The organism is Alistipes provencensis, assembly GCF_900083545.1.
Lineage (GTDB): Bacteria > Bacteroidota > Bacteroidia > Bacteroidales > Rikenellaceae > Alistipes > Alistipes provencensis.
In genome coordinates this window covers 2,011,657-2,027,565 of sequence record NZ_LT559262.1, presented here as the reverse complement: position 1 = coordinate 2,027,565, position 15,909 = coordinate 2,011,657, and the positions used below count along the sequence as shown (strand labels likewise).

General features: G+C 59.2%; 11 protein-coding genes. 10 read left to right on the top strand and 1 reads right to left on the bottom strand.

Going from position 1 to position 15,909, the window contains the following annotated elements; all coding sequences use genetic code 11:
• Positions 1 to 106: 106 nt before the first annotated feature.
• Entirely contained in the window at positions 107 to 715 is a 609-nt protein-coding gene (locus BN5935_RS08005) for an NUDIX hydrolase (protein WP_064975642.1), read from the bottom strand.
• Between the two features lie 48 nt (positions 716 to 763).
• Here BN5935_RS08005 and BN5935_RS08000 point away from each other — a divergent pair, with 48 nt between their 5' ends.
• The 10 genes from BN5935_RS08000 to BN5935_RS07960 all read left to right on the top strand — a co-directional run bounded on the left by BN5935_RS08000 (position 764) and on the right by BN5935_RS07960 (position 15,902).
• Positions 764 to 2,911: a dipeptidyl-peptidase Dpp5 gene (locus BN5935_RS08000; protein ID WP_064975641.1), complete on the top strand. Its 2,148-nt coding sequence runs from the start codon at positions 764 to 766 to the stop codon at positions 2,909 to 2,911.
• Positions 2,912 to 3,116: 205 nt separating this feature from the next.
• The gene (locus tag BN5935_RS15400; RefSeq protein WP_204244898.1) at positions 3,117 to 3,278 is read left to right on the top strand and encodes a hypothetical protein; all 162 of its coding nucleotides are present in this window, start codon (positions 3,117 to 3,119) and stop codon (positions 3,276 to 3,278) included.
• A gap of 18 nt (positions 3,279 to 3,296) precedes the next feature.
• Positions 3,297 to 5,702, top strand: coding sequence for a PCMD domain-containing protein (locus tag BN5935_RS07995; protein ID WP_064975640.1), 2,406 nt, complete (start codon positions 3,297 to 3,299; stop codon positions 5,700 to 5,702).
• A gap of 192 nt (positions 5,703 to 5,894) precedes the next feature.
• Entirely contained in the window at positions 5,895 to 7,730 is a 1,836-nt protein-coding gene (locus BN5935_RS07990; protein WP_064975639.1) for a fimbrillin family protein, read from the top strand.
• A 5-nt stretch (positions 7,731 to 7,735) separates the two neighbouring features.
• On the top strand, positions 7,736 to 8,542 hold the full coding sequence (locus tag BN5935_RS07985; RefSeq protein ID WP_064975638.1) for a DUF4493 domain-containing protein: 807 nt from the start codon (positions 7,736 to 7,738) through the stop codon (positions 8,540 to 8,542).
• 12 nt (positions 8,543 to 8,554) lie between these two features.
• On the top strand, positions 8,555 to 10,336 hold the full coding sequence (locus BN5935_RS07980) for a DUF4493 domain-containing protein (RefSeq protein WP_064975637.1): 1,782 nt from the start codon (positions 8,555 to 8,557) through the stop codon (positions 10,334 to 10,336).
• 22 nt (positions 10,337 to 10,358) lie between these two features.
• Positions 10,359 to 12,488: a DUF4493 domain-containing protein gene (locus BN5935_RS07975; RefSeq protein WP_064975636.1), complete on the top strand. Its 2,130-nt coding sequence runs from the start codon at positions 10,359 to 10,361 to the stop codon at positions 12,486 to 12,488.
• 17 nt (positions 12,489 to 12,505) lie between these two features.
• Complete coding sequence (locus tag BN5935_RS07970) at positions 12,506 to 13,318, top strand: hypothetical protein (RefSeq protein WP_064975635.1); 813 nt, start codon at positions 12,506 to 12,508, stop codon at positions 13,316 to 13,318.
• Positions 13,319 to 13,331: 13 nt separating this feature from the next.
• Positions 13,332 to 14,213 carry a hypothetical protein gene (locus BN5935_RS07965; RefSeq protein WP_064975634.1) on the top strand — a complete coding sequence of 294 codons (882 nt, stop codon included), beginning with the start codon at positions 13,332 to 13,334 and terminating at the stop codon, positions 14,211 to 14,213.
• A gap of 3 nt (positions 14,214 to 14,216) precedes the next feature.
• Positions 14,217 to 15,902: a PCMD domain-containing protein gene (locus tag BN5935_RS07960; RefSeq protein ID WP_064975633.1), complete on the top strand. Its 1,686-nt coding sequence runs from the start codon at positions 14,217 to 14,219 to the stop codon at positions 15,900 to 15,902.
• Positions 15,903 to 15,909: the final 7 nt, after the last annotated feature.

Sequence of the window (15,909 nt, the reverse complement as noted above, 5' to 3'; positions counted from 1 at the left end):
GAAAACGCCCCGGAAACCGACATCGAGTTTCCGGGGCGTTTCTTATCGTTGTCTCTGCACGCAGGCGCAAAACCGGGAGGACAGCGCCGTAAGCGTCGGCCGCCCCCTAAATCCCGTCTTTCAGACGGGCAAGCACCGTCCGGACGGTCGGATAGCATTCGGCGGCACGCGCCGCGGCCTCGTCCGGGGAGCACCACGCCACGGCGTCGATTCCCTCCTCGGTCTGGGGCTTCAGAACGGCGCAGGCCGGGGTGTAGAGTTCATACCAGCGGGTGCGCTTCAACTCCCAGCGCGCGGTTTTCGGGAAATAATAGGCGTGCAGCGTCTCGCACAGCGGGCGCACGACTTCGGCCGCCACGCCGGTCTCCTCGCAAACCTCCCGCGCGGCGCACTCCTCGATGCGCTCGCCGCATTCCAGATGTCCTTTCGGCAGGTCCCAGCGACCGTTGCGGTGAATCATCAGCCACTCCCCGCAGCCGTTTACCACCACGCCGCCCGCCGCTTCGACGGGCGTGAACTCCGCCGCGAAAGCGGCGAACGCCGCGTCGGGATCGGCCGCCACGACGGCCACGCTATTGTGCGATTCGAGAAAATTCAGTATCTTGTCCCGTGATACGCCGCCGTCAGCATCCGCTGCAACGGCGTACCACGCCCCTCCGGGGGTTTCGGCCGTGAATAGCACGGCCTTGTCGGCGAAATAGACGGTACGGTTCATGTTCGAAAAGATTTGACGACAAAATTACGAATAAATAAGGGAACCTCAATGAAAATGAAAAAACTTATCCTGATGATGGCTATTGCAGCTGTGGGACTGGGCGGATGCGAAAAGCGTCCGGAGCCCCTGAAGATCGACAATGCGCTGACGGCCGGGGAGATCGCCGCCGGGCGTCTCACTCCCGAGGTGATGTGGAAGATGAGCCGCGCGGGCGGGTCGTCGCTCTCGCCCGACGGTACGAAACTCCTCTACCAGCAGACCGACTACAACATGGCCGAAAACCGCGGCGTGACGACGATCCGGGTCGAAGACCTCGATTCAAAGGCCGTAACATGCCTGACGGACTTCACGTCGAACAACGTCTCGCCGAAATGGAGCGCCGACGGGCAGCAGATTTATTTCCTCTCGGACCGTAGCGGTTCGATGCAGGTGTGGCGGATGAACGCCTCGGGCGGCGACGCTACGCAGATCACGGGCAGCGGTGACGGCGAGGGCATTCCCGACGTGGAGGGCTTCGGCGTCGCCCCCGACGGGAAGCATATCTGGTGGGTGCAGGCCGTGCAGACGGCCGACCGCCGCTCGTCGGACATCTACAAGGACATGGACAAATCGAAGGCCCGCATCTACGACGACCTGATGGCCCGCCACTGGGACTACTGGGACGAGGGTGAATACCGCCATATCTTCGTCGGCGAGCTGGGCAAGGGGCTCGTGACGGGCGGCACGGACATCATGCCCGACGCACAATGGGACGCTCCGCTGGCCCCCTACTTCGACATGGCCGAGATCGCATGGAACAACGCCGGAACGATGCTGGCCTACACCTGCAAACCGCTGACGGGGACCGAATACGCCGTGTCGACCGATTCGGACATCTTCGTCTATGTGCTCGAAAGCGGCGTGACGCAGAACATCTGCAAGCCTGTCAACGTCAATACCGGCGACCCTGTCAACGATGCGGCGGTCATGGTCGGCTACGACAAATACCCCGTCTGGTCGCCCGACGATTCGAAAATCGCCTTCCTCTCGCAGCGCCGTCCGGGCAACGAATCGGACAAGTCCCGCCTGTTCCTCTACGACTGCGCGTCGGGAGAGATGCAGGACCTGACCGAAGATTTCGACTACAACGCCATGAACGTCGTATGGAGTGGCAACGACATGATCTACTTCATCGCCCCGATCGAGGCCACGCACCAGATCTGCCGCGTCTCGCCGTCGGTCGGCGAGGTGGAGGTCGTCACCCGCGGCGACCACGACATCAACGCCTTCACGATGGCTTCGGGCCGGATCGCCGCCGAGATGTGTACGATCTCGATGGCCACGGAGTTCTTCGACGTGAACCCCGCGGACGGCACGCTGACGCAGGTGTCGGCCGTCAACAAGCACGTTTACGACCATATTGAAATGGGCGAGGTGCAGAAACGCTGGGTGAAGACCACCGACGGCAAGCAGATGCTCACATGGGTCGTCCTGCCGCCCGACTTCGACGCCGCGAAGAAATACCCCGTGCTGCTCTACTGTCAGGGCGGTCCGCAGAGCGTCGTCTCGCAGTTCTGGAGCTACCGCTGGAACCTTCAACTGATGGCCGCGCAAGGATATATCGTCGTCGCTCCCAACCGCCGCGGCCTGCCCTCGTTCGGGCAGGAGTGGCTCGACCAGATCTCGGGCGACTATTCGGGGCAGAACATCCGCGACTACCTCTCGGCCATCGACGACGTAGCCAAAGAGCCGTGGGCCGACCGCGACCGCATGGGTTGCGTGGGCGCATCCTACGGCGGCTATTCGGTCTACTTCCTCGCCGGATGCCACGAGAAGCGTTTCAAGGCCTTCATCTCCCACTGCGGCATCTTCGACTTCGACTCGATGTACGGCGAGACCGAAGAACTGTTCTTCGTCAACAACGATTACGGAGGCCCCTACTGGGATACGAACAACGCCACGGCGCAGCGTTCCTATGCCAATTCGCCGCACAAGTTCGTCACGAAATGGGACACCCCGATCCTGATCTTCACCGGCGAAAAGGATTTCCGCATCCCCTATACGCAGTCGCTCGAAGCCTTCACGGCAGCCCGTGTGCGGGGCATCCCGGCGCGGCTCGTGGAGTTCGAGAACGAGGCGCATCAGGTCTTCAAACCCCAGAACTCGCTGGTCTGGAACCGCGAATTCTTCGGCTGGCTCGACAAATATGTGAAATAACAGGCCACGCCGCATTCAGACAGGCCGTCCGGAAATCCGGACGGCCTTTTCAATATACATTTCCGCTCTTTGCCGGATCATTTCAGCCCCGACGCTATTTTTTAAATCGGCCTGTTCATGGGGAACATCCGCCGGTTCGTTGAATTTATTTTCATCTGGAACTCTCCTGCCCTATTTTTGCTTCCGACGCTTAAAATATTTGACTATGAAGAGAGTATCCACCACAGAGGAGGGGAGATCGCGCTATGTCGCGCCCCGGCTCGAACAGATCGAGGTGCAGATCGAGAAAGGATTTGCCGACTCCTATCCCGGCGGCGGCGTAGAGCCCATGAGTTCCGTCTGGACGAATTACGAAGATCCCGAATAACGAACAAAACGACAAACCATGAAAACGATTTATCAGGCAATTTCGATCGTTCTCGTCGCCTTGTTCGCAAGCTGCAACAGCGACGAAACCGATGCCCCGGCAACGACCGGCGGCACTACCCTTGTCCGATTCCATGCCGCGGTCGACGAGGACAAGACCCGCGCCAACATCGACGTGGACGGCGACCGGTTCACCGGGACGTGGGAAGAGGGAGACGCCATGGGCGTGCTCTACTCCGTACCCGGAAGCTCGGCATTCTCGGAACCCAAGCGGTTCGTCTACAACAACAACGCGTTCTCCTTCGAGGGCGAACTCCCCGCTGCGACCGGCGAATGGCAGTACATGGCCTTCTACCCCCATGCAGCGGTCAGCGGAAACACGGCCAGCATTCCCTTCGGGAACCTGCGGAGTCAGAAAGGCAGCGAGTTCAACTGTGCATCGGACGCCCTCGTGGCCGAGGTGCTCGGATTCAGCAATGCCAAACAAGGCGAAACCGATGAAGGAGAAAAGATCAGATTCCGCCTCAACCGCCTCACCTCGATCCTCAACCTGTCGGTGCAGGGCGGAGCGGGCGCCGGCGACGCGGTCCGCCACATCCTGCTGACGTCGGAGAACGACGAACAGCCGCTCTCGGCCCAAAGCATCGACTTCGACATCTCGACCCTCGGGGCTGACGTCGTCCTCAACGCCGGGGCCCGGTCGAACGTCATCGCGCTGGGCTTCGACTCCGGAACGGCTCCCGCAGCCGACGCATTCGAGGCCTACTTCAACATCCTGCCCGGCAACTATGACCGGCTCACGTTCGACGTCATCACCGAAGCGAAACAAATCGGCACGGTCACCGTCACCCGCGACGATCCCGAACGGAAATTCGCGGCCGGCATGCTCTACCGGAAAGAGGCTGCCGACATCACCTTCCGGCCGGCCGGGGCTCCTTCGTTCGACTGGCCGGGACAGGATCTGGACGCCACACACGACATCACGGTGGATGAGGAGAGCAACCTGACCTACCCGGCGGCGATCACGATCAATGCTCCGGCAGGCATCGCGGGACTTCGCATCGAAGTCACCTCGGAGTTCCTCAACGAGGAGATCGGCATAACCGGCATGGACATCTTCAACGACGAAACCATTCAGACCGCTGTCGGAGAACTTCCGTTCTTCGAGCTCGAACTGGCCTGCACGACGCAGGTGCAGTACAAAAAATCCACGGTGTTCGACATCACCCGGCTTCTGCCGATGATCCTCATAGGCGGTGCGGAAAACAGCCTGCACGTCTTCGAAGTCCATGTGACCGACCTCGCCGGGCAGGAGACCGTACAAGCGCTGACCTTCAAGGTCCCGGAAGCGCCCCTGCTCCCGGAGGTCGTCTACAATAGCGATGCCGACCTCTGGACCAATACGGCGACGCTGACGGTCGGCAATGCCGATCCGGCGACGGCCGTGCTGGAGTACCGGGCCACAGGCGAACAAACATGGCAGACGGCCTCGCTCACGCCCAATGAAGACGGAACGCTCACGGCGACGATCGCCCCCGTGTGGATTCAGAGCCAGAATGGAGCGAGTGAGGTTGTGCACCAAATCGCCCCCGGAACGGGCATCTTTGCAGGCCAAACCTACCAGTACCAGTTGAAGGTAAACGGTTCGGTCGAATGTTCGGATTCATTCACGACCGCGCCCGGCGATACGATTTACAATGCAGGTATGGAACACTGGTCGACCTATAAAGTTACCGGAAGTCTCATCACAGGTGGTACGGTTCCCTTCCCGAATGAAAGCGGCACGGAGTTCTGGATCGGCGGCAATAACAATCAAACCAAATCGCTCTGTACCGGTGTCACGGTTGACGGCAGCAACGGCACATGCGCACAGTTGAAACCCGATGTAAAGGTTAACATTTTTGCCGCCGGCAACCTCTTTACCGGGTCCTTTGACTGCGGAACAGGATTCCTTGATACGTTCGGCTTTGCCCGCTTCGGGGTCAAATACGATTTCTCGGCCCGCCCCCGGGCCCTGCAACTGCGCTACAACGCCACAATCTCCAAAGTAACAAATGTAGGCAAAAGCGACCTGACCACCGACGACATCGACAAGTCGCGCATCTTCGTCTGCGTCATCGACTGGACAGGACGTCATGCCGTGAAATCGGGAGCGGCATTCGATGTAAACACGTTCTGGGACCCCGAAAAGCAGTCATCAGTCAGCGAAGGTCCGATACTCGGATACGGGTCCGTGACATTGGAACAGTCGTCGAACGGATGGGAAACGCTGACGCTGCCGATCAACTGGTACGATCAGACGGCATTCCCGACCGCCGGAAACTATTCGCTGGTCATCTCCTGCGCCACGAGCTACAAAGGCGACTATGTAGCCGGCAGTACGAATAACGTCCTCTATGTGGAAGATTTCGAGTGGGTCTACTGATCCCGCCGGAAAATCCGAACCGCACACACAGCCTCCCCGCCCCTCGGCAGGGAGGCTTTTTCATATACCCGCTCCATCCACCGCTCTTAAAACACTGTTCATGATGAAAAAACAAGCGTTCGTTGAATTTATTTCCGCAAACCCTGACGCGTACCTATTTTTGTACACACTGCAAATAAAAGACTTCATTCTATGCGACGATTTTGGACAACCCTGCTTGCGCTGCCTCTGGCATTCGCGTCCTGCTCCGACATGCCGGAAGCAGACACGAAGCCCGCAGCAGGTACCATCGAAGTTTCGATAGGCTCGGGCCCGAAGATAGACATCCGGACCGAGGCGCAGACCCGCACCGAACTGGGCGAGGACGGCGTAACGGTCCAGTGGGCCGACAACGACTGCATCGCACTCTGGGCCGTCGATTCCCAAGGTCAGAAAACGATCGACCAACAGGTCTTCAAGCTCTGGCACTACAATGAGGAGTACAATACGGCCAAATTCACGGCCACCGTCCCGGAGATGCCCGAGGACACCTATACTTATTACGCCGTATCGCCCGTGCCCTTTGAGGCCAACAGGTTGGAGGAGGCCCTCTACCGGATTCCCGCCGAGCAGGACGGTACGTTCAACGGCGACTACGACATCATGGTCGCCCACCCGATCGAGGGGTCCGCATTGCAGCAGGGAGACAACAGCAAGACGGTGAATCTCCAGTTCGAGCACAAAGTCCATGTACTGAAAATCCACATTCCGTCGAACAACCTCGGCGAAGACATTTCGAAAATCACACTGACTTTCCCCGAACCCGTCGCAGGGGTTCTGAAGGTAAACGGCACCGACCCCACTGCCGCGCCGCAACTGACCAGCGGCAGCAATGTCCTGACGCTCACGTTCGACACCCCGAAAAAACCCGGCGACACGGTTTTCGCCGTCATCGCCCCGGTAGAGCTCACGTCAGCGCAGTCCGTAACCATCACTGCCACGGGAACCACCCGCGAATCGCGGCCGCGGGAGTTTGCAGGAAAGAATTTCACCGCAGGCCACACCACCCCAATCGCGTTCAACATTCCGACCGTCGGTCCTACCACCCTGCGCATCCATCTGTCCAACATCGGCGATGAGAAAGACAACAACGGCGAGAGCATCAGCCTCGGTGAAAAGATCGAAAAATTCACGCTGACGGCAGCCGAGGGCGTCGATCTGGGCGAAGGCTCGAACGTGCGCGTGTTCCCGGTGGAGACAGCCGGTAACTTCGACTTCGTTTTCGAAGAGTTCCCCGAAAACCTCGCAGGCCAGTCCGTCGCCGTCAGCTACGAATCGGAGAACGCCCTGCTCAGCGGCGGTTCGTTCACCATTCCGGATTTTATGGCCGGTGAAACGAAAACAATTACAACCCTGAGCGTACCCTATCTGATGGAGGAGGATTTTAATAATATAACAGGCTATAGTGACCACGACAATGCTGAATACGGGACTACGATTGACGGGACTACTACGGCCTCTGATCTTTCTCAATACGGACTCATTGGCTGGACGGGAGCACGCACCGGAGTTCAGGAAAAAGGTGAAGGAAATGAAGGATCCATTCGTGTCTGCTGCCGTTCGCAAAATGCCTTTGGCGTTTCCCGGTACCACGGACGTTTGGATTCGGCTCCGCTCAATGGCATAAAACCAGACAAAGCCCCTACGGTAAAAATATCATTCAACTATGGCGGTGGCCGAGGTGGCAACGATAGTTACAGCCCAATCGCCGCATACGGATATACAACTACGCAAGGCAAGATAGACAGCAAATCGGACAGTAAACAAAACTGGTATATCAGTGGTGCCAAGGTCTTAGACGACCTTCCGCTCGACTCAAGTTTCAATTCTATACCGAAAGAAAAAACATACACTATCGAGAATTGCACCAATCTGCATCGTTTGTCTTGGGAGGTAAATTCTACAGGAAGTGCATGGGCTGCCAATGCCAATTCGTGGCTCTACCTCGACAATATCAAAGTATCCATCGTAGCTGCCACCAACGAATAACCGCCATGAAAAGACATCTTATCTGCATCCTTGCATCGGCGGCCGTAGCAGTCACGGGATGTAACGAAACAACCGAAACAAACGCGGGGGGGGGTCAGGGCACGATCCGCATCGCCTGCAAAGCTGACATTTCGATCGACGCCGAGGCGAAAGCCTCTCCGAAAGGAACCCGTGCCGAAATCACGGCTCCGGCCGGGAGCGAGTTCGCGCTGCGGATCACGGGCGCCGATTTCGACCGCTCGTGGGAGAGCGTCGCGGCGTTCGACGCCGAAGAGAACGTCTTCGTCGAAGGTCCCTATAAAATCGCCGTCGATTACGGCGACCCCGAAGCAGAAGGAACCGGCAAGCCCTATTTCTCCGGCACGACCGACCTCGACGTCGTGGCGCGCCGCGTCAACACCGCCGAGATCACGGCCCGCATCGCCAAATCGCAGACCCTCGTGCGGGCCACGGAGGCTTTCCTGAAATTCTACCACGATGCGGAATTTACCGTCACGACCGGTTCGGGCAACGAATTCACGTTCCGCCCCGACGGCAGCGGCGACGCCGAGCGCATCTGGGTGAAAGTCGGCACGACGCTCACCCTCAAGGGCACGGCCCGCGGCCAGAGCCAAGACGGCGAAAAGGAGGGTCCGCTCTACACCTTCCCCGCCCAGACGCTCGACGCCACCGTGGCGGCCACCTGCCACATCTTCACCCTCGACGCGTCGAATGCCGGCAGCGCCTCGCTGCACATCATCCTCGGCGAGGGTGAGGGCGAAATCCGGCCAATAGACATCGAACTGAACGAAGATGCCATCCCAAGCAAATAAAAATTACGAAATATGAAGACTTTTTCCATCATCCTGACGGCAGCCATAACGGCGATCCTGTTCGCGGCAGGCTGCGTGAACGAGGACCCGGCCTATAAAAAGGAGCCCGGCACCACCCCGACAACGGACGGCAACGGTTATCTGTCGATGGCCGGCATGACGATGCGCGTCATCTACGACGACCAGACCGAGACACAGCCCGACGACACGGCGGGTGAGACCGTCAAGCCCAAGACGCGCGCCGAAGAGGCCCAACCCGATGTCGACCAGTTCATCGTCGAGATCACCGACGCCGAAGGCACCCCGGTCTACAAGGACACCTATGCCAACCTGCGGGCTGAAACCGACGAAACCGACGGCAAAATGGAACTCCCGGTGGGCAGCTATACGCTGGAGGTCCGCTCGGAGGAGCCGTCCTCGGAACTCGCCGATTGGGAACATCCCGTCTATTTCGCAACGCGCGATTTCGCAATCGAAAAGGACAAGGAGACGCCCCTCGAGGAGATCGTCTGCACGCTGAACAACATCAAGGTGACGGTCGCCTGCTCGAAAGACCTCGCGGACCGGCTCACCGACGCGACGGTTTCCACGGTCACGCTGGGCGAAAAGTCGATGGTCTTTGCCAAGGGTGAAGCGCGCGCGGCCTATTTCACCTCCCTCGCGGAGCTCAACACGCTCCAGTTCAACCTGACGGGAGCTTTCGCCGACACACCCGAAACGCCCCTCCAGTTCAACAAGGAGATTCCCAATGTCAAGGCCGGACAATGGCGCAAGATCACGCTCGTGGTCACCTACGCCGACAAGGGCGAAATGAAATTCGACATCAAGGTCCAGAATTTCGTACTGGACGAAGAAATTCCGATCGACGGCACGGCGAACCTCTGGGAACCGGTCTATGAAGAGGGTCCCGACCCCATGGCCCCGGTGATCGAATGGCCCGGCCACGATCTCACGCAGCCGTTCCAAATCACGGCTTCGATGTTCGATGCCGACGGCAACTGCACCGAGCCTTTCGCGCTGAATCTCTCCGCCCCCAACGGCATCGAATCGTTCGTGCTGACCTTCTCGTCGACGAACTCCGCCTTTATGGACGCCCTCATGGAGATTCAGATTCCCCACACGCTCGACCTCTGCACCACCACGCAGGGCCCGGCCTATGCGATCCTCTCGGGCTTCGGGCTTCCGCTGGGCGACAAGCTCCGCGGTGCAACGGCCAAACAGTTCGACATCGCGGGCCAGATTCCGATGCTCTTCGCCAACCCCGGATTCGAAGGCACCCACACCTTCGCCTGCACGATGACCGACGCCAAAGGTCTCTCGACCTCGGCGGAGCTTCGCCTCGAGGTCAGCAAGGGCACGGCAGCTCCGACCGTCGTATGGAAAGACCACGACCTCAGCCAGCGGTACCAAATCTTCGGCGGGGAAACGATCGACATCGACATCACGGCCGAAGCGGGTATCCAATCGCTTGTGGTAGAGATCATATCCGCGAAACTGACACCCGAAGAGCTGCTGGGCGTAGGCATCCCCGCCGTATTCGACCTTTGCGACGTGCCGGGTGCCGGAGACCGCACCCCGGAAGAGGTCGCCGGAGTATTAAACAGTTTCGGTTTCCCGGTCAACGAAGAGGTTGCGGGCAAGACCGTTCTGCCGACGATCTCCATCACGCCGTTCGTCTCGCTGATGCAGCAGGTCGCATACGACTGTGACAACGACTTCAAACTCACGATCACCGACAAGGCAGGGCAGACAACGACGGAGACCCTCCAGCTCTACGTTCATCCCCTGCCCTAACGTCAAATAAAGCCTGTACACCATGAAAAGGCATATCACATACGCCGCCCTGCTGCTCTGCACGGCACTCGCTGTCGCTTCCTGTTCCGGGGAGGCGGCCGACGGGGATTCCGCAGCGGGCACGGGCATGCTCGAAATGAATATTTCGACCACACGCGCCGAGGCCGACGGGGAGTACGACCCGAAGGACCATCTGGTAGCGCGTATCTACAATTCGCGCAGCGAACTGATTCGCAAATACACCTCCGAGACCTATGTGAAGCAACTGGAGCTCATCGCCGGGGAATACCGCATCGCGGTCGAGGCCGGGGAGATCGTTCCCGCCTCGTTCACCAAGCGGTTCTACAAAGGCGAGGAAACCTTCACCGTGAACCCCGGACAGACGACCGTGGCCGAAGTGAAATGCACCCGGCAGAACACCGCCGCCGAGGTGAAATTCGACGCCTCGGTGACCAAGTCCTTCGGCACGGATTTCCATTTCTGGATCGTCGCCGACGACACTTTCGACGAAGAAAAGGCCGAGCAGGAGACAGTTCCGGCGCTGAAATACACCTCCGACGCCACGGGTTACTTCACCCTGCCCGAAGGAGTGACGACCTTCGTCTGGCATTTCGAAGGCACCCACGCTGATCGCGGAGAGATCGTCATGGAGGGCAGGCAGGAGAACATTCAGGCCGGGGTCAAGTATGTCTTCACCTGCCTGTTCTCGAAAGACCGCCCGGGCTCCATCCAGTGCGTCGTCATCAAGGTCGACACCTCGTCCGACGAGCAGGACGATACGATCGTCTTCAGTCCCTCCCCCACCGTCGAGGGCGACGGATTCGACATCTCGCAACCGCAGGGCTTCATCCCCGGCGAGATATGGACGAGAACCTACAAACTCGCGGCCATGGCGCCCCTGAAAACCGCGGAACTCCGGTTCGGCGAACAGACCTACGATCTGCTGGGCGACCTGCCCGAGGGCATCACCGCCGTCAGGGATAACGACCTCAGCCTGACGGTAACCCTTTCCGAAACGTTCTTCGCAGGATGTTCCGCAGGCAGCCACTCCGCCGCGTTCCACGTCACCGACTCGAAAGATGCCGGAACCACCGTCGCCTCGGAACTCCGCGTGCAGGGAATGCTGCCGGTCGAAAGTTCCGATTACGATCTCTGGAGCAACACCGTCACCCTGCGGGCCATGGTGGCCGATCCGGATGTCACGACGGTCATCTTCGGGCTGAAAAACGGCGAAGCGTGGCAGGACATGGCCGGAACGACCGACGGAAGCGGTTATTATACCGCCACCTACAAACCCGAGTGGACCGAATCGACGAACGATGCCGGGCTGACCGTCTACACGCCGAAAGCCGGCACGGGCATAGCCGCCGGCAAAAGCTATGAATCCCGTGTTGTACTGGACGGAGGAACGACTTACACCACCGCCGCTTTCACGACGGCCGAAGGACAAAGTATTCCGGACGGCAACATGGACAACAGTTCCCTCTCCTGCTTCGGGACAGGCAATACAACAACAACGACATGGGGCAGCGGCAACAACTCGCTAAAAAAAGAACTTTGCAATCAGGCCACATTCGATGGTGCCGCCTGTGCCAAATTATCCGCAAGCGTCACAGCAGGTATGCTCGCCGCAGGCAACCTGTTCTACGGAACATTCCAATTCACCTCGCCATTCGGACCCGGCACGGTCGGGTTCGGACAGAAATACGAATACACAGCTCGTCCCAAGGCCTTAGCGGTCAAGTATCACGCGACAGTAGGCCAAATAGATGTCAACACGCATAGCGGACCACTTGCCATCGGCGAACAGGATTGCAGCCAGATATTCGTCTGCATCGTCGACTGGTCGGCGCAGCATAAAGTCACATCGGGAACAAGTACCCCGACAGGCATCTGGAACCCTGCTGACCAAACTAATCTCGAAGGATCAGGTTCCATCATAGCGTATGGCATCCTGCCCATCCGGGAATCGACCGAAGGCAATTCGCTGGTTCCCGCCGAGATCCCTCTTCTGTTCTACGACAAAGAGGCCTCCGCACCCACAGGCAAATTCACGCTGGTCATCTCCTGCTCGACGAGCGCATACGGCGATTACATGGACGGCTGTTCCAAGAACGTCATGTACGTCGACGATTTCGAATGGGTCTATTAACCAATAAACGCAATCCGATGCGCAAACTATTCATCCGCCCGCTCGTCCTCGCGCTGTGCCTCTCGGCCGCGGCACAGGCCCTGCGCGCCCAAGAGACGGTCCCGGCCCGAGACACCGACGCGGCCGAGATGCGTCCGAAGACAATCAACGAAATGCGCCGCGAACGCGGGCTCACCGACACCCACAACCTGTTCGTCCCCAAGGGACAGTGGGTCTTCGGCGGCACGGCCTCCTACTCGACCCACACCAACGACAATTACAAGTTTCTGGTCGTCGAGGGCATCAACTCGAAAGGCTACACGTTCCGCATCAGCCCCCTGATCGCCTATGCCGTCCGCGACAACATGGCCCTCGGAGGCCGCTTCATCTACTCGCGGACGCTGCTCAAGCTGGACAACGCCGAACTGCATTTCGGCGATCCGGAGACAGGCACGAACATCGTGGCCAAGGACTACTACGCGCTGCGCCAGACCTATTCGGCGGCGGCGATCTGGCGGCAGTACATTCCGCTGGGGCGCAACAAGCGTTTCGCGCTGTTCAACGAGATGTCGCTCTCGGCCGGCGGCACGCAGGCCCGCTTCGCCAACGACTCGCCCGTGAAAGGCACCTACGAGACGGGCTACACCCTCTCGCTGGGCATCTCGCCGGGCATCGTGGCCTTCGCTACCAACAACATGGCCGTCGAAGTGAACGTCGGCGTGATGGGCATCACCTACAACCACGCCAAGCAGGTTCACAACCAAGTCACCGTGGGCAAGCGCAACACGAGCATGATGAACTTCAAGGTCAACATCTTCTCGATCGGCCTCGGCATGGCCTTCTACCTCTAAAAACGGCACAGACATGACACGAATCATACTTTTCCTCCTTTCGGCATGTATCGCATCCACGGTGGCTGCCGAAACGCCGCGGACCCCGGCCGCGACCGGTACGGCCGCGGAGAATGTCCTGCCGGGAAGCGACAACTCCGAAATCTCCGCCAAACCGGGCAAACAGACCCGTTTCCTGCCCACGCGCCGGCGCATGGACCGCGAGATCAACAAACTCAAGTTCGCCTACAAGGGCGAGGTGATGATGGGCCTGACGGCCTCCTACGGCACGCTGTCGAGCGACGACACGGACATCATGCTATTGATCGACGGCATCAACGCCGACGGTTCGATCGCCACCGTAAAACCCTTCATCGGCTACTTCTACAGCGACAACCACTGCCTCGGCGTCCGCTTCGGCTACCGTCACATGGGCGGCAGCCTCGACAACGCCCGTTACGACCTCGGGGAGAGCAACGACTTGTCGGGCGCAATTCCAAAACTCGACATCAACAGCGACAACTACTCGTTCGGCATCTTCCACCGTTCCTATGCGGGTCTCGACCCCAAGGGCCGCTTCGGTCTGTTCGCCGAGTTCGAGCTCTCGCTGGCGACCGGCACCTCGAAGTTCTCCTACCAGCAGAACACGTCGAGCGACGAGATGAAAACCACGCACAGCGACAATACGCAACTCAAATTGTCGTTTAATCCGGGAGCTGCCGTCTATATCTTCCCCAACGTCTGCGCCACGGTATCGTTCGGGCTGGGCGGCATCCAGTACAACTCCGTCACGCAGAAGGACGAAAACGGCAAGAAAACCGGCTCGCGCGAGGCTTCGAACATGCGCTTCCGGCTCAACATCGCAGCCATCAACTTCGGCATGACGGTACACCTGTGGGACAAGAAAAAGAAGTAAGTTATGACCAGATACCTGAAAACAGCATTCGCCGCGGCCGCCGCGCTCCTCGCAGCGTCGTGCATCCGCAACGATATCCCCTATCCCGTCATCGAACTGCGCATCGCCAACGTCGAGGGGCCGGGATTCACGGTTTCGGAGAACAACGCCGCCTCGCGGGTCGTCACCCTCGCGCTCGACGAAACCACCGATATCCGCAATGTGAAGATCGACGCCGTGACCTACGATGCCGTCATCCACAGCGTCGAGCTGGATAAAGCCGAGATCCTGAAGCAGGTGCGCAGCTCGCGGGAGCTGACCGGCACGTTCAACCTGCTCTCGCCGATCTACACCACGCTGTCGCTCTATCAGGACTACGACTGGACGATTCGCGCCACGCAGACCATCGAGCGGCGCTTCAACGTGACGGGGCAGATCGGCGCGACGGAGATCGACGCAGAAAGCCGCACCGCCAAGGTCTATGTACCTGACAATACCGACCTGAAACACATCGAAGTCTCGGAACTCAAACTCGGCCCCGCCGGCATCACCACCTACTCGCCCACGCTCGAGGAGCTTTCGGGCAGCAGTTTCGAATCGGTGCGCTTCGTGGACGTCACCTGCCACGGCATCACCGAGCGGTGGATGCTTTATGTGGAGACGTCCAACGTGAAAATAGCGCTCCGGGACCCCGACGTGTGGAAAAACACAGCGACGATCACGGCGCTCGTTTCCGCCGAGGAGTATGCTTCGGGCGCCGCACTGGAATACCGCATCAAGGGCGACATGGAGTGGCAGGCGATGCAGGAGAGCGGCTACGACGCCGGAATCCTGACGGCGACGATCGCCCCCGAATGGGACACCGCAACGAATCCCAAAGAACTCACCGTCTACAAGCTGGTCCCGAAAAAGGGATTTTTCGCAGGTCACACCTACGAATTCCGCCTGCTGGTCGGCGGCGAAGAGACAGAGACAATGGAATACGCGGCTCCTTCCGGACAAATCATTCCGGGCGGCGACATGGAAGGCTCGCCGAGCTGCTTCACGACCAACAACAAGGAGACGGAGACTTGGGGCAGCGGAAACAACACCGCGAAATCCAGCCTTTGTACAAAAGCGACCTTCGAGGGAATGCAAGGCAGCCAATGCGCCAAGCTCACGGCCAGCGTAACGCTGAAGATTCTGGCCTCCGGCAATCTATTCTTCGGGACATTCAATTTCCAAGGCTTTACGGGTCCCGGCACGGTGGGGTTCGGACAGAAATACAACTATACGGCACGCCCTTCAGCGCTGAAAGTCCTGTATCACGCCACGGTAGGCACCGTCGACCAAAACAAATACAACGGTCCGCTGGCCGTCGGGGAACAGGACATCAGCCAGATATTCGTCTGCATCGTGGACTGGTCGGCCCGCCGTGAAGTGACATCCGGACTGATCACCCCGAGCGGCATGTGGAGCCCCGCCGAGCAAACGAACCTCGAGGGTTCAGGGAACATCATCGCCTATGGAATACTTCCCATCAACAAAACGACCGCGGGCAATTCGTTGGTTCCGGCCGAGATTCCGCTGCTGTATTACGACAAGGAGGCCGCCGCTCCGACGGGTAAATACACGCTGGTGATCTCCTGTTCGACGAGCGCCTACGGCGACTACATGAACGGATGTACGGAAAACGTCCTCTACGTCGACGATTTCGAGTGGGTCTATTGACATCCCG